General features: G+C 37.7%; 11 protein-coding genes. 6 read left to right on the plus strand and 5 right to left on the minus strand.

Features of this window, described 5'->3' with window-relative positions; all coding sequences use genetic code 11:
- Nucleotides 1-45: 45 nt before the first annotated feature.
- The 3 genes from BGO88_RS00275 to tsaD are packed head-to-tail and all read right to left on the minus strand — an operon-like array spanning nt 46 to nt 2437.
- Nucleotides 46-687 carry a DUF4159 domain-containing protein gene (locus tag BGO88_RS00275; protein ID WP_056073350.1) on the minus strand — a complete coding sequence of 214 codons (642 nt, stop codon included), beginning with the start codon at nt 685-687 and terminating at the stop codon, nt 46-48.
- Nucleotides 688-701: 14 nt separating this feature from the next.
- The gene (locus tag BGO88_RS00280; protein ID WP_101472644.1) at nt 702-1412 is read right to left on the minus strand and encodes a 16S rRNA (uracil(1498)-N(3))-methyltransferase; all 711 of its coding nucleotides are present in this window, start codon (nt 1410-1412) and stop codon (nt 702-704) included.
- A 2-nt stretch (nt 1413-1414) separates the two neighbouring features.
- The gene (tsaD, locus tag BGO88_RS00285) at nt 1415-2437 is read right to left on the minus strand and encodes a tRNA (adenosine(37)-N6)-threonylcarbamoyltransferase complex transferase subunit TsaD (RefSeq protein ID WP_101472643.1); all 1023 of its coding nucleotides are present in this window, start codon (nt 2435-2437) and stop codon (nt 1415-1417) included.
- Between the two features lie 106 nt (nt 2438-2543).
- Here tsaD and BGO88_RS00290 point away from each other — a divergent pair, with 106 nt between their 5' ends.
- From BGO88_RS00290 to BGO88_RS00305, 4 genes are all read left to right on the plus strand, one after another.
- Complete coding sequence (locus tag BGO88_RS00290) at nt 2544-6992, plus strand: translocation/assembly module TamB domain-containing protein (protein WP_286705549.1); 4449 nt, start codon at nt 2544-2546, stop codon at nt 6990-6992.
- Nucleotides 6993-7284: 292 nt separating this feature from the next.
- Entirely contained in the window at nt 7285-8271 is a 987-nt protein-coding gene (gene pfkA, locus BGO88_RS00295; RefSeq protein ID WP_056073362.1) for a 6-phosphofructokinase, read from the plus strand.
- A 96-nt stretch (nt 8272-8367) separates the two neighbouring features.
- Nucleotides 8368-9369 carry a type I glyceraldehyde-3-phosphate dehydrogenase gene (gene gap, locus BGO88_RS00300; protein ID WP_286705550.1) on the plus strand — a complete coding sequence of 334 codons (1002 nt, stop codon included), beginning with the start codon at nt 8368-8370 and terminating at the stop codon, nt 9367-9369.
- 211 nt (nt 9370-9580) lie between these two features.
- Entirely contained in the window at nt 9581-10429 is an 849-nt protein-coding gene (locus BGO88_RS00305) for a BadF/BadG/BcrA/BcrD ATPase family protein (RefSeq protein ID WP_056073368.1), read from the plus strand.
- A gap of 94 nt (nt 10430-10523) precedes the next feature.
- On the opposite strand, the gene BGO88_RS00310 is transcribed toward BGO88_RS00305, so the two are convergent.
- On the minus strand, nt 10524-10904 hold the full coding sequence (locus BGO88_RS00310) for a RidA family protein (RefSeq protein WP_056073371.1): 381 nt from the start codon (nt 10902-10904) through the stop codon (nt 10524-10526).
- A 12-nt stretch (nt 10905-10916) separates the two neighbouring features.
- Nucleotides 10917-13610 carry a putative LPS assembly protein LptD gene (locus BGO88_RS00315; RefSeq protein ID WP_502686496.1) on the minus strand — a complete coding sequence of 898 codons (2694 nt, stop codon included), beginning with the start codon at nt 13608-13610 and terminating at the stop codon, nt 10917-10919.
- 134 nt (nt 13611-13744) lie between these two features.
- Between BGO88_RS00315 and BGO88_RS00320 the strand changes: the two genes are divergently transcribed.
- Together BGO88_RS00320 and BGO88_RS00325 are read left to right on the plus strand one after the other, a co-directional pair.
- Entirely contained in the window at nt 13745-14938 is a 1194-nt protein-coding gene (locus BGO88_RS00320) for an N-acetylmuramoyl-L-alanine amidase family protein (RefSeq protein WP_056073376.1), read from the plus strand.
- 57 nt (nt 14939-14995) lie between these two features.
- A complete protein-coding gene (locus BGO88_RS00325) occupies nt 14996-15967 on the plus strand; it encodes an MlaD family protein (protein ID WP_056073769.1) in 972 nt (323 codons plus the stop codon).
- The last annotated feature ends 8 nt before the right edge of the window (nt 15968-15975 follow it).

The following is a 15975-nucleotide window of genomic DNA, read 5'->3' on the forward strand; positions in this document are numbered from 1 at the left end:
TTTAGTTAAAAAAATCGGAGTTCTTCTAAAAATAAAATCCCGTTTCTAATTATTGAAAATATAATAGATAATATTGGCGCCCATTTTTAGTGCTTTTTCACGAACTTCTTTTGGGTCGTTGTGCACTTCCGGGTCTTCCCATCCATCACCCAAATCGGTTTCATAAGTATACAAAAGTGCCAGCCTGTTGTCTATAAAAATTCCAAATGCCTGTGGCCTTTTGTTGTCGTGTTCGTGGATTTTCGGGATTCCGGCAGGAAATGAAAAAGGTTTTTGGAATATGGGATGGTTTGCCGGGATTTCCACAAGAGCGTTGTTTGGAAAAATTCTTTTCAGTTCTCTGCGGATATATTCATCCATTCCATAGTTGTCATCTACATGGAGAAATCCTCCGGAAGTAAGATAGTTTCGTAGATTGTTTATTTCGGAATCACTGAATACCACATTCCCGTGTCCGGTCATGTGCACAAAAGGATAGGAGAGCAGGTCAGGACTTCCCGGTTCAACCGTTGCCGGTTTTGGAGTGATTCGGGTATTTATATTTTGATTGCAAAATTTAATCAGGTTGGGCAAAGAAGTCGGATTTCCATACCAGTCACCACCGCCATTGTATTTTAATAAGGCAATTTCCTGCGATTGGGCTACAAGGGAAAAACACAACAGAAATGCAAAATATATTTTCTTCATAATCTCAACCGGATTTATTTTTCGTTTATAAAAACTACACTATGACAAGCAACAACAGCAGCAGTTTCAGTTCTCAATCGCGTATTGCCTAAAGTTACGGGAATGTAATTGTTTTCGACCGCCAATTTGATTTCTTTTTCAGAAAAATCACCTTCTGGACCAATAAGTATCGTAACGTCCTGATTGGGTAATACGGTTTCTTTTAATGATTTTTTCTGGGTTTCCTCACAGTGGGCGATGAGCTTTAGCCCTTCGTTTTGTTGCTGTTTTATAAAATCCTTAAACGAAACAGGTTCATTCAATTTTGGGAGATAATAATGCAGCGACTGTTTCATAGCAGATAATATAATCTTGTCAAAACGGTCTGTCTTGACTACTTTTCTTTCAGAATGGTCACAGATGATAGGTGTAATTTCACCAATTCCTATTTCGGTTGCTTTTTCCAGAAACCATTCAAAACGGTCGTTCATTTTGGTAGGCGCAACAGCCAGATGAAGCTTATATCCGGTTGCTTCACCTTTTTCAGAGCCAATAATTTTTACCAAACATTTTGAATCTGAAGCTAATGCAATTTCGGTTTTAAATAAATAACCTAATCCGTTAGTTACATATAGATTATCGCCTTCCTTTTTACGTAATACTTTAACGATGTGTTTGCTTTCTTCTTTGTCGAAAAAGAAGGTTTCTGTTGCTGTTGTGATTGTTGGATTATAGAATAATTGCATAATTAAAACGGAATACGCGCTTTGGAAACGACTGAATTATCTTCAAATTTTGAAGCAAGATATTTATGATATCCGACAATTCCAATCATGGCGGCATTATCTGTGGTATATTCGAATTTGGGAATAAAGGTTTTCCAGCCGTATTTTGTTTCTGCTTCTTTCAATGTCTGGCGAATCCCCGAATTGGCAGAAACACCACCACCAATGGCAATCTGATTGATACCGGTTTGTTGGGCTGCCAGTTTTAATTTGTCCATCAAAATTTCAATAATAGTGTGCTGTATGGAAGCACAGATATCATTCAGGTTTTCTTCAATGAAATTTGGATTTTGGGCGACATTTTTCTGTATAAAATACAATATGGCTGTTTTTAGGCCGCTAAAGCTGAAATCAAGTCCCGGAACTTTTGGTTTGGTAAATGAAAAAGCTTTCGGGTTCCCCAATTTGGCATATTTGTCAACCAAAGGTCCGCCAGGATAGGGAAGTCCCAGAATTTTGGCGCTCTTGTCAAAAGCTTCACCAACAGCGTCATCTGTCGTTTCTCCAATAATTTCCATATCAAAGAAATCGTTAACCTTGACGATTTGCGTATGTCCGCCGCTGATTGTCAATGCCAGAAAAGGAAATTCCGGCTTGTCGTAACCTTCTTCTTCTATAAAATGCGCCAGAATATGGGCATGCATATGGTTAACGGCAATCAGCGGAACCTTTAAGGCAAGCGATAAGGATTTGGCAAAAGAACTGCCTACCAATAGCGACCCCATAAGACCCGGACCTTGTGTAAAAGCTATTGCATTTAACTGTTTTTTATCGATATTTGCTTTGCGAATCGCCATTTCAATAACGGGAACGATATTTTGCTGGTGGGCTCTCGAAGCAAGCTCGGGAACTACACCGCCATACTCGCCGTGAATGCTCTGATTTGCAACAACATTGGACAGGACTTTGTTGTCTTGAAGAATGGCAGCTGCGGTATCGTCGCAGGAACTTTCGATAGCTAATATAAAAAGAGAGTTATTTCCCATAAAAGGGCACGGATTTTGAATTATATTTGACAAAAATAAAACAATTAAGAGTATCAAAAAATTTAAAAAAATAGTATTTCGTACCTTACTGGGTATAATTCTACTTTTGCTGTTACTCGGCATTGCTCTTTCACTGCCTTTTGTTCAAACCAAAATAGCACATTACGTTACCGAAACCTTAAACGAAGATTATGGAACAGACATTAATGTTGACCAGGTTGCCATCTCCATTTTTGGTGGTGTAAAACTGAAAACGGTACTCATTAGGGACCATCACAAAGATACCCTGATTTATGCCAATTCGATTAAGACCAATATTTTAAGTTTTAAAAAACTGAAATCAGGAGATTTGATTTTTGGAGACATCTATGCAGACAGGCTGTTTTTTAATCTTAAAAACTACAAAGGAGAAGAGGAGTCCAATATCAATGTTTTTGTCGGACTGTTTGATACCGGTAAAAAATCGCATAAGCCGTTCCAGCTAAATGCTGATAATATCTATCTGTCTAAGAGCCATTTCAAGATTACAAACGAAAATGCGATTACCAAAACCAGCGTCGATTTTACTAAAATGGATGCCAGTGTACGTAAATTTAAGATTTACGGAAGTGATATTACCACGGAAATACGGAAGTTGGCCTTTCAAGACCACAGAGGCCTCTATGTTAAAGACCTGACAGGAAAATTCAGCTATTCAAAAGAAAGTATTCTTTTAAAAGAACTGACGCTTCTGACGAAAGAATCCAACCTGAAAGGAAATGTGGTATTGACCTACAAAGAAGGCGGGCTTGCTGATTTTGTCAACAAAGTTCACTTTGATGTAGATGTGGATTCTGCCTCAATTTCCACAAACGACCTGAATCATTTCTACGGTGAATTCGGGAAAAACAAGAAATTTAATTTTTCGACCATCCTGGCCGGGACGATGAATGATTTCTTTACCCGCAATTTAAAGCTGATTGTAGACAACCATTCCCAGATTATTGGAGATATTAATTTCAAAAACCTTTTTAATCCGGATAAAGATGCATTTCTTATTCGTGGAGATTTTAAAAAGCTGTCATCGGATTATGCCAACCTGAAATCGATATTGCCAAGAATATTAGGAGAAAAACTTCCTTCTTCATTAGAATATCTTGGAGATTTTGATATTACGGGTAATGCACAAATCACCCATTCTGATGTAAAAGCAGACATTTACCTGACAACTTCTATTGGAGAGCTTGCGGCAGATTTACAGTTGTATGATATTGATAATATTGACAATGCTTCTTACAAAGGAAATATAAACTTTGAAAAATTCAATATAGGAAGATTTTTGCGACAGAAAGATTTTGGCCCTGTAACATTGGATTTGCAAGTAGCCGGAAAAGGATTCACGCGAAAATTTTTGGATACAAAAGTGAGCGGGAAAATTTATAGCCTGAATTTTAAAAAATACGATTATAAAAATATAGAAGTTGACGGCACGTTTAAAAATCCGTTGTTTCAGGGAAAGGTTGTCGTAAATGATGAAAACCTGAAAATGGATTTCAAAGGATTGCTTGATTTGAGCAAATCGGAAAACCGTTATGATTTCCATGCCCTGATTGATTATGCGGATTTAAACAAACTCAATCTTGTAAAAAGAGATTCCATTTCACTTTTTAAGGGTGACGTAACTATGCAGATTACCGGAAACAGTATCGATAATATGTACGGTGACATTTTTATTTCACAGACTTCTTACCAAAACCAAAAAGACATCTATTTCTTCGATGATTTTACAATCCAGTCCCGTTTTGACGAAAACAGGGTTCGTACAATTGCAATTAATTCCCCTGATATTATTAGAGGACAGATTGTAGGGAAATATGAATTCAGACAGGTGCCTAAAATTATTGAAAATGCAATAGGTAGCCTGTATACCAATTACAAACCCAATAAGGTAAAACCCGGACAATTTTTGGATTTTAATCTTTCCGTTTACAATAAACTGATTGAAGTTTTCCTGCCGGAAGTATCTATTGGGACAAATACTGTGGTTTCAGGAAAAATGACTTCCGACTCGAATCAGTTTAAGATGAATTTCGATTCGCCTGAGATTAAGGCTTACGGAAATTATTTTGATAAGGTTTCTTTGGAAATAGACAACCAGAACCCGCTGTACAACGCCTATATCGAAATGGACAGCATTAAGACCAAGCGTTATAAAATTTCAAATTTCAGTACGATTAACGTTAAGCTTGAAGACACGCTCTTTTTCAGAACCGAATTTAAAGGCGGAAATGAAAGTAAAGACTTTTACAACCTGAACGTTTACCACACGATTGACGAAAAGAATAACAACGTTGTCGGTATTAAGAAGTCTGAAGTCAATATCAAGGACTATATGTGGTTCCTGAATGAAAATGATGCCAACGACAACAAAATTGTTTTTGATAAGAAGTTTAAAAATTTCTCTATCGAAAATATTTTGATGACACATAACAACCAAAAGATTGAGTTGGGAGGCATTATTCGCGATAGTACTTACAAGGATTTGAAGTTAAGCTTCAAGGAAGTAAGCCTTGGCAAATTATTGCCCGAAATGGATAGCCTGCGTATTGAAGGAAAACTAAACGGTGAAATTGATTTTAAACAGAATAAGGCAATCTATCAACCGGCTTCAACGATTACAGTCGATAGTCTGAACGTGAACGAGATTGCTTTGGGTAATCTTTCGGTTCAGATTCAAGGAAATGAAAACCTGAACAGGTTTAGCGTAAACTCCGTATTGGAAAATGATAATGTTGAGAACTTCATAATCACGGGAGATATAGGCATATTGAACAAGCAGACTCTTTTTGATCTGGACTTCAAATTCAACAAATTCAATCTTGGTGCGTTAAGTCCGTTGGGCGGTAATGTCATTTCGAGGATTCGCGGATTTGCTACGGGTAATGCCAATTTTGTCGGGACACTAAAAGACCCGCAAATCAACGGAAGGCTTTTCCTGGATGAAGTTGGACTTAAAGTACCTTATCTGAATGTCGATTATGAATTTGACGAACGTTCCATTGTTGATTTAACGGAGAACCAATTCCGCTTTAATGATGCAAGGATGACCGATACCAAATACAAAACAAAAGGATATCTGACTGGAAGCATCAAGCATCAAAATTTCAAAAAGTGGGTACTCGACCTTAACATACAATCTGACCGATTATTGGCATTGGACACCAAAGATTCTGATGATGCCATGTATTTTGGTACTGCTTTTATTGCCGGACGGGCTTCTATAAAAGGACCTACCAATGGATTGTTGATTACGGTGGATGCGGAATCCAAACAAGGAACCAGTATTAAGATTCCTATAAATTCGGCAGCAGGAGTAGGGAACAATACTTTTATCACATTCCTGAGCCCGAAAGAAAAATACAATCTGGAAAAAGGTATAGTTGAAAAGGTTATAAACAATTCAGGACTGGAATTGCAGTTTGATTTAAAAATCACACCCGAAGCAGAAATAGAAATTATTATTGATAGAAATACCGGACATGCCCTGAAAGGGAATGGTGACGGTACGATGCGACTTGAAATCAGTACTCTGGGTAAATTTAATATGTGGGGTGACTTCCAGGTTAGAGAAGGAGAATACAATTTCAAATACGGAGGAATTATCGATAAGAAATTCCAGGTAAAAAAAGGAAGCTCTATTTCATGGGATGGTGACCCGTTACGTGCCCGTCTGAATATTGATGCCATTTACAAAACCCAGGCTAATCCGGCTGTTTTGCAGGATAATGCCTCCTTTAACCGAAAAGTTCCGGTTGAAGTAGTAATCGGATTGACCGGAAACCTGATGAATCCTGACCCTGACTTTACGATTAATTTCCCTACGGTAAGTTCTGTATTGAAATCGGAATTGCAGGTAAAATTGGATGATAAGGATACCCGTGTCAACCAGGCACTTTCGCTTTTGGGTACCGGAAACTTCCTGAGTTCGGAAAACGCAGGAACGGCAGTATACGGAAGCTTGTTTGAAAGAGCCAGCGGTTTGTTTAACGATTTGTTCCAGGATGAAGACGGTAAATTTACCGTTGCTTTGGATTATCAGATGGCAGACCGTACGCCAACAGCAGAAACCAGCAGCCAGTTCGGGATTGCCATAACCACACAAATTAACGAAAGGATTTCTATTGACGGAAAAGTGGGTGTGCCTGTGGGTGGTGTAAACCAATCTGTAATTGTGGGTAATGTAGAAGTGAAATACAGGGTAAATGATGACGGAACTCTAAATTTAAGAGTATTTAACCGCGAAAATGATATTAACTATATAGGAGAAGGAATTGGCTATACCCAAGGACTTGGGGTTTCCTATGAAGTCGATTTTGATACTCTGAAAGAATTATGGTATAAGATTTTCAATATCAAAACCAAAGAAGAAAAAGAAAATACTTCAACAGACCATATGCCGGATTCGGACCTTTCGCCTGATTTTATCCAATGGACACAGGACCGAAGAAAGAAAGCCGATACGCAAAAGACTGAAAAACAAAAAACGGAACAGCCAAAAGTTCCGGATATGGATTAACACTAAATACTGTTTATGAACTTTGCGGCTCTGCGTCTTTGCGTGAAAATAATTGCTCGCAAAGGCGCAGAGCCGCAAATAAGTTTATAGAAATAAGTCCCTGTAATGGATTAATCTTTATCAACTTGGCGATTTTTACCCTATAATTTACAAAAATTACCAACTTTACAGCAACGAAAATAAAAACTTATCAACGAAATCGATTGAAATTCTAATTGTTTCCTAAATTATTAAAAACCCTATTCTTAAAGTAATATTTGTTTGCTAATTTTACAGTATTAACAGCAAATAAATGTCAAAAACAATAAAAAAAATCGGCGTATTGACATCTGGAGGTGATTCTCCGGGAATGAATGCCGCTATCCGTTCGGTCGTTAGAACCTGCGCTTATCATAACATTGAATGTATCGGAATCTACAGAGGATACCAGGGTATGATAGAAGGCGATTTTAAAGAAATGGGACCTCGAAGCGTAAACAATATCATTAATAAAGGAGGAACAATTTTAAAGTCTGCCCGTTCTAAAGAATTCATGACGGAAGAAGGCAGAAAGAAAGCCCACAGCAATTTGTCGGCTGCCGGAGTAGAGGCTTTAGTTGTCATTGGTGGCGACGGAAGCTTTACAGGAGGACTTGTTTTCAATAAAGAATATGGTTTTCCAATAATCGGAATTCCGGGAACTATAGACAATGATATTTTCGGAACAACCCATACATTAGGATATGACACGGCTTTGAATACTGTAGTAGAAGCTATCGATAAAATCAGAGATACAGCGAGTTCCCACAACCGACTTTTCTTTGTAGAGGTGATGGGGCGTGATGCAGGACATATTGCCTTGAATGCAGGTATTGGTGCCGGAGCTGAAGAAATATTAATTCCGGAGGAAGACCTTGGACTAGACCGCCTATTGGAATCGTTGCGTAAAAGCAAACTATCAGGAAAATCTTCCAGTATTGTAGTTATCGCAGAAGGTGACAAAATAGGTAAGAATGTTTTCGAACTTAAAGACTATGTTGAAGAAAACATGCCTGAATATGATGTTCGCGTATCTGTTTTAGGACACATGCAGCGAGGTGGTGCACCTTCCTGTTTTGACCGCGTTCTGGCAAGCCGTTTAGGTGTAAAAGCCGTTGAATCGATTCTTGACGGAAAAAGCAACTATATGGTTGGACTTTTGAATGACAAGATTGAATTGACTCCTTTAGAACAGGCTATCAAAGGCCATTCACAAATCGACAGGGAATTGTTGAGAGTATCAGACATTATGACGACTTAATTATTTGGTCGCAAATTCCCATCAAAAACAGTAAAATAAACAAATATATAAATTGGCAGAAAGCGTGCCGCTTGAAGCCCTAAGCAAGTAGAAAAAATGTCAAAAGTAAAATTAGGAATAAACGGTTTCGGAAGAATTGGTAGAATCGTTTTCAGAGAAACCATAAATAGAGATAACGTTGAAGTAGTAGCCATTAACGATTTGTTAGATGTTGAACACCTGGCTTACCTTTTAAAATATGATTCTGTACACGGGCGTTTTGCAGGAAAAGTTGAAGTAAAAGACGGAAAACTTTTTGTGAATGACAGACAGATTCGTGTAACTGCAGAAAAAGATCCGTCTGTATTGAAATGGGATGAAGTAGGGGTAGATGTGGTAGCAGAATGTACCGGAATTTTCACAACTCTTGAAAAAGCAAACGAGCACATCAAAGGTGGTGCTAAAAAAGTTGTAATTTCTGCTCCATCTGCAGATGCTCCAATGTTTGTTATGGGAGTAAACCACACTAAAGCCACAGCAGCAGATACGATTGTTTCCAATGCTTCATGTACAACAAACTGTTTGGCTCCATTGGCACAAGTAATCAATGACAATTTCGGGATTGTTGAAGGATTAATGACAACAGTTCACGCAACAACTGCAACACAACTAACAGTTGACGGCCCTTCACGTAAGGATTTCCGTGGCGGAAGAGCAGCTCTTTTAAATATTATTCCGGCTTCTACCGGTGCTGCAAAAGCAGTAGGAAAAGTTATTCCGGAATTGAACGGAAAATTGACAGGTATGTCCATGCGTGTTCCAAATGCTGACGTTTCTGTAGTAGATTTGACCGTAAAACTTCAAAAAGAAACAACTTATGATGATATCATGAAAGTATTGAAAAATGCTTCAGAAACAGACTATAAAGGTATTATTGGTTATACGGAAGATGACGTGGTTTCACAGGATTTTATCTCTGATTCCCGTACCTCTATCGTAGATGCTAAAGCCGGAATCGGATTAAATTCGACCTTCTTTAAGCTTGTTTCCTGGTATGATAACGAATACGGATATTCAAGCAAACTGATTGATTTATCTGTACATATCGCGCAATTGTAATTAATAATTGAAAGGTCCCGTCATTTTTGCTATTGACGGGACTTTTTTATTTTCAAAACGGGGGCTACTATTCCCCAACCATTTTTTCCTTACTTTAGTTTTTTTAAATCTTTCAGTCCGGATTTTGGTGTAAGAATTTATAAAATTAGGTAAGATAATAGGAAGCCATTTTTAGGCTTCTGCAAATATTAAACAAACTAACAAACCATAAATGAAATTATTAGTAGACAGTGGGTCAACAAAAGCAGACTGGATTGCTTTGGATGATAATGGCAATAAGTTGTTCACCACGCAATCTTTAGGATTAAATCCTGAAGTTTTGGATAAAAAAGAAGTTATTGAACGTCTGGAAGACCGTTTCGATATCTATCATAACAGAAAGGACGTAACCCATCTTTTTTTCTATGGAGCCGGATGTGGCACAGACCGTATGAAAAATTCGCTTGCAGAAACGTTTAGGGAATTTTTTCCTCATGCGGAAGTATCAGTTAAAGAAGATACTTATGCGGCAGCTTATGCTACCAATCCAACTAATGAAAAAGCAATCATATCTATTTTGGGAACGGGATCTAATTGCAGTTATTTTGACGGGGAAGAGCTTCACCAAAAAATACAGTCGCTGGGTTATATTGCTATGGATGATTGCAGTGGTAATCGTTTTGGAAGGGATTTGATACGTGCCTATTATTTTGGCAAAATGCCGAAACACCTGGCTTCTCTTTTCGAAAAAGAATATGACTTGGACCCGGATGTAATCAAAAACCATTTATACAAACAGGCCAATCCAAATGCTTATTTGGCAACGTTTGCTAAATTTCTTATTCAGCATAAGGATGATGAGTTCATACAGAAGCTGGTATTCGAGGCAATGCAGGTTTTTGTAGACAATTACATTACCCAGTTTGAAGATTGCCGTGAGGTACCGGTTCATTTTGTAGGTTCAATCGCTTTTTACCTGAAAGACGAACTAAAACAAGTACTTGATAAAAATGGTCTTAGGCTGGGCAATGTTTTAAGAAGGCCAATCGACGGACTGATAGAATACCACAAGATTAACTAAATTGTAATAACAAAAAAGCCGACTTATTTGAAGTCGGCTTTTTTGTATTATAAAAATAGATGTAATCTATTAGCTACCTAATCTATAGCAAAAATTATTTCATAGCAATCATTGAAATTTCAACATTCACGCCTTTTGGCAGTCCTGCAACCTGAACGGTTTCTCTTGCAGGAGCTGTTTTTTCATCAAAATAACTTCCGTAAACACCATTGATTTTTGCAAAATTATTCATGTCCATAATGAAAATGGACGTTTTTATTACGTTTTCAAAAGTCATTCCTGCTTCCTCCAGAACAGCTTTCATGTTTTCCATTACTTGCCTGGTTTCAGTTTCAATATCCTCTAAAACCAATTCGCCTGTTTGCGGATTGATAGCAATCTGTCCTGAGGTAAAAAGTGTATTGCCAAATGCTACAGCCTGATTGTATGGCCCTATTGGAGCAGGGGCTTTTTCGGTAAAAATTATTTTTTTCATAAATTATTTTAATTAACGTAGTCTTCTGTCTGGTTGTCTTCTCTTATCCCACTTGATGTCGCTCAACACGGACGATTTGATTCCGATGAAGAATCCCCATGAAGTATAATCTCCAATTGGAATCCAGTTAAAATCCATCCTCCAGCTTAATAAATCTCTTTCAAAACGAAGTTGGGTAAACGTAACGCCTTTCTGTACAAAATCATAACCGGTTGATATTCCCACTTTCCATCGAGGTGTCAGGTCGACATTTCCGGAAATCATCACGGAATTGTTTGTTATTTCATTCTGTCGGCTGGAATTACTATACGTCAGGGAATAGGCCAGAGTCATGTTCCACGGAAGTAAAGCATGATAGAATCGTGTCTTTTTTTCTGCTTTTTCAGTATCCTCATCATTAAATTGGCTCTGTCTGTTGTCGCCCAAATCTCTTGCAGTTCCAAACAGGTCATCCTCACGTCCTCCGTTTCTTAATCCCTGATTTTTCAACGGGTCAGACCTGTCATTTTCATTTGTTCCATCCGTACTCGAGAAAGAATAATTGATGGTAATATTGGCACTTGACAGTCGAAATAAACTTCCTCCGTTGTCAATATTGAACCTGTCGATTCTTCGGTTGGCATTATCCAATGCATAAGGGTCAAGGGTAGCTGCAAAGTTAATGTTCATTTTTTCCTTGAACAATGCCGTACCTCCACTCACACGCAATGGGGCCAATTTAAGGGAATCGGCTGTCATATCATAGGAAGTCGAGAAGTTCAGGTTGTTCAGCAACATAATCTTTTTAGGTTCAGTTTTGGTACTGTCCTTATCGGTCACCTTTGCTTCAAAAGTGTTGCTTAAACTGAATCCGATGTTGTTCGAAATATTTTTGCCCGGAGCACCGTAAATTCCTCCTTCAAACCGGCTGTATTCTTTTAGCATAGTTCCGGTTCCGTCCGGGTCATAGGTGTCATAATATTTGGCAAAACTTGGTGTATAGCTATAAGAAACCGAAGGTCTCATGACGTGACGGATGGCTTGAATTTTTTTGTTTTCACCGAAATTAAACGTACCATAAATTGTCGTACCAATACTGGAAGAAAAATTATAGGTTCTGAATGCATCAAAACCGCGAACGTCAAAATTTTCTACCTTTTGTGATACCGGATTAAATCGTTTTTCAATGGTTTTCATATACCAGACCTCATTATAGGTTCCTCCGGCAGACACACTGAAGTGCTTAAATACCTTGAAGTTGGTGTTAACCGGAATTGTATGTTGGAAACCAACGCGTGCATCCCTGAACATTTGAGGTTTGAAAAACAACGAATCCTTAGTCGTAATCTGATTTTGGGCATTCAGGTTGTATTGAATGTTCAGGTTTTTAATAAGGCCTCTTTTGTTTTCATTTTCAGAAGCAAAAGGAAATATCCTGTCCACACTTCCCTGAAATGTTGGGAGGGTCATGTTGATAGTTTCCGTCTGAGTATTTTGGGAATGTGTAGCCGTAACGGACATATTCACCTGCGGAACCGAATTAAAAGTTCTGGAGTAAGAAACAGAGGAACTTAGCGTATTGTTTAATGCAGAACCTACGTTAGCCTGGTTCATTGATCGTTGGTAATATTTACTACTTCCAAGGTTTACAGAGGCAGAAAATCGGGAATTCGGATTCGCTTTGGCGTCTTGTGAATGTGTCCACTGAATATTGTACTGTGTAGCCTTGGTATAGTCTGGAAAACCTCTCTCACTTTGGATTTGGTTTTCAAAACGAACGTTTACGTTACCCCGGAATTTGTATCGCTTTGCATAACTCGATTCAAAACGCATGGCATAACTTCCGTTAGTATAGTAATCGCCAAGGATGGCCAGGTCATAATTATCAGAAAGGGCAAGATAGAGACCTCCGTTCTGCAATGCAAAACCCTGCCTGTTTGTATTGTTAGGAGACGGAAGTATCAAACCTGATGTTCCTTTGTTAGACATAGGGAAAAAGGCAAAAGGAATTCCCAAAGGAGTTGGAACATCGGCAATAACCATATTTGTAAGTCCAACCACAACCTTTTTGCCGGGTACCAATTTTAGTTTTCGGGCTAAAAAGTAGTATTCCGGATCGTCAATATTTTTTGAAGTAGTTATCCTGGCATTCTTGATGAAATAAACAGAATCGTTTTCTTTTTTTGTAACCTCGCCTTTAATATTCAATTCACCCTGAGCCGATCTGGAGTTCCATACCAGCGCTTTTTTTGTAATGGTGTTGAAACGGATGGAATCGGGTTCAATAACATTGGTACCCTGTTTAAAAACAGGTCTTTGCGTGTAATTTCCTGCTGAATCTTTAATTCTTCCGGCATAGACTTCGTTCTTTTCATAATCCATAACGATTATTCCTGCCTTAAGCTCAAAATCCTGATAATACAGCTCCGCTTTGTTATAAAGAGTAAGCTGTTTTTTCTTTTGATCCATTTTTTCATAGTCAACAGCCTTACGCTTTACCCTGCTTTCCAGGAAAGTTTTCTTGGGCTTGATAGTATCTTGCGCAGTAGTGTCAGCAGATTTAGTAATATCTGACAAGCTGACTGAGACGGAATCTTTTTTTGTATTTGGCTGTTTTTCAGCAGCTATTGAGGTAGATTTGTTTTTTCCTTCCTGAGAATAAGTTTCTGCAGTTCCTAATGTTAGGAAAATTGCTGATAAAACGATATGAAATAAGTTTGTGCGCAAAGGTTTAAATACTATTTTTGTAAAAATATGGCTTAATTTTTGACGTGCCAAACTTACATATATTTTTCATCAAAAATAAAGAAATATCAAAATTATAGCCATAGCATTTTTATTAAAATTAACTTTAGCAACATATGTACATCTGTAATAAATTCAAACGTTCACTCGCTGTATTAACCTGTATTGTATCTTTTGCTGCTTTTGGTCAATCAGGTGATAAATTTAAAGTAGTTCTTGATGCCGGACATGGTGCGAAAGATTTTGGAGCTGTAAAGAATGGTTTTGTTGAAAAGAACATAGCACTTGCTGTTGCTTTAAAGGTAGGAAGATTACTTGACAAACAGCCTAGTGTTGATGTTGTATATACAAGAAGTACAGATGTATTTATAGAACTTGTTGAGCGTGCCAATATTGCTAACAGGGCAAATGCTGATTTATTTGTTTCGATTCACTGTAACTCCAATCCAAATTCTGAAGCTTTCGGAACAGAGACTTACGTTATGGGTCTTACAAAGGTAAAATCAAACCTTGAAGTAGCGAAAAATGAAAACGAGGTAATCACCCTGGAAGCAGATTATAAGGTAAAATATGCCGGCTATGATCCTAAATCGCCGGAATCTCTTATAGGAATTACATTAATACAGGAAGAGCATCTCGACCAGAGCATTGCTGTGGCAAGTAAAATTCAGGATAATTTTACACAACAGCTAAGCCGTAAGAGCAGAGGAGTAAAACAGGCCCCATTTATGGTATTGCATAAAACTTCAATGCCTAGTATTTTGATTGAAATGGGATTTTTATCGAATAAAACAGAAGGACAATATCTTAACTCTGAAGAAGGACAAAATGAAATTGCCAAAGCCATAGCAGATGCAATTATGGGCTACAAGAAAGAATATTACGGAGGGACTTCTATAGAAAACAAGATTGATAAAGAAGCGCTAAAAGTAGAAAGACCAAAAGAAATGGCATCTACGGCAAAGAAAGACAGTGCCAAAACTCCGGTTACCAAAGCTCCGGAACCTAAAAAAACCGAAGCAAAAACTCCGGTTGCTGAAACTAAAACAGATTCAAAAGGCGTATTGTTTAAAGTACAGATTTCTGCAAGTGGTACAAAACTGGATTTGGTTCCAAGCAATTTTAAAGGGTTGGAAAATATTTCGATGATTTCTGAAGGAAACCTTTATAAATATATGTATGGTGAAACCAGTGATTATGAAAAAGCAAAAGAACTGGTACAGGAAGCCAAATCAAGAGGATTTACCTCGTCCTACCTCATAGCCTTTAAAAACGGCAAAAAAGTAAGCATCCAGGAAGCATTAAAATAACTTGTTGGAGAAACGTTTGAAATTATTTAATTAAATTTGTTTAAAAACACCAGAGCTTTGAAAATATCAAGAGAAGTCAAGACCGCTATTTTAGTAATTTCCTCAATATTATTATTTATTTGGGGATATAGTTTTTTAAAAGGGAGAGACCTTTTTAACGATTACAAGACATTCTATGCCGTGTATGACGAAGTAGAAGGATTGGCACCATCTGCACCCATAACTATTAATGGTTTGGCCGTGGGTAAAGTCAATAGTATTACCTTAAATGAAAATGGAAAATTATTGGTAGAACTTCAGGTGAAAACCGATTTCCCTATTTCCAAATCAAGCGTTGCTAAAATCTACGAGCCAAGTTTTATTGGAGGAAAAAGTATTGCTATTATTCCAAACTTTAAAGACCCTGTAGAAGCAGAAAACGGACAGATGCTTTTAACGGATATAAAACCGGGCATGCTTTCCTCAATAGGCGATAAGCTTTCGCCTTTGCAAGAAAAAGTGGAAAAAACAGTAGTTTCTGCTGATAGCCTCTTAGTGAATATCAATAATATCTTTGACAAAAAGACACAACAAAACCTACAGGCATCTATTGCGGAATTAGCGGCAACTATGAAAGAGTTCAGTCAGGCAGCCAAAGGAGTCAATTCATTAATAGCAGACAATAAGTCAAAAATTGATAATACTTTCACAAACCTGGATCATACATCGACAAATTTCTCTAAGCTTTCCGATTCAATTGCCCAGGCTAATTTAGGGCAGGCTGTGAAAAAACTGGAGAAATCACTGGCCAATGTTGATAACATCATTAATGATGTACAGTCAGGAAAAGGTTCTTTGGGAAAACTGCTTAAAGATGAAGGAATGTATAACAATCTGGAAGGTGCGTCATTGGAGCTAAAGCAATTGCTTGCCGACCTGAAAAACAACCCGAAGCGTTACGTACATTTCTCTGTTTTCGGAAAAAAAGCAACACCTTATGTTGAGCCTAAAACAGAAACAAAAAAGGTAAAAGATACTATTAAAAACTAAGAAAGCAG

The sequence above is a fragment of the Flavobacterium sp. 38-13 genome (genome assembly GCF_001899155.1).
Taxonomy (GTDB): Bacteria; Bacteroidota; Bacteroidia; order Flavobacteriales; family Flavobacteriaceae; genus Flavobacterium; species Flavobacterium lindanitolerans.

What these genes read in the sequence shown, in the direction of transcription:
- BGO88_RS00275 (WP_056073350.1), bottom strand. Translation starts at nt 687, where the DNA reads ATGAAGAAAATATATTTTGCATTTCTGTTGTGTTTTTCCCTTGTAGCC.
- BGO88_RS00280 (WP_101472644.1), bottom strand. Translation starts at nt 1,412, where the DNA reads ATGCAATTATTCTATAATCCAACAATCACAACAGCAACAGAAACCTTC.
- tsaD (WP_101472643.1), bottom strand. Translation starts at nt 2,437, where the DNA reads ATGGGAAATAACTCTCTTTTTATATTAGCTATCGAAAGTTCCTGCGAC.
- pfkA (WP_056073362.1), top strand. Translation starts at nt 7,285, where the DNA reads ATGTCAAAAACAATAAAAAAAATCGGCGTATTGACATCTGGAGGTGAT.
- gap (WP_286705550.1), top strand. Translation starts at nt 8,368, where the DNA reads ATGTCAAAAGTAAAATTAGGAATAAACGGTTTCGGAAGAATTGGTAGA.
- BGO88_RS00305 (WP_056073368.1), top strand. Translation starts at nt 9,581, where the DNA reads ATGAAATTATTAGTAGACAGTGGGTCAACAAAAGCAGACTGGATTGCT.
- BGO88_RS00310 (WP_056073371.1), bottom strand. Translation starts at nt 10,904, where the DNA reads ATGAAAAAAATAATTTTTACCGAAAAAGCCCCTGCTCCAATAGGGCCA.
- BGO88_RS00320 (WP_056073376.1), top strand. Translation starts at nt 13,745, where the DNA reads ATGTACATCTGTAATAAATTCAAACGTTCACTCGCTGTATTAACCTGT.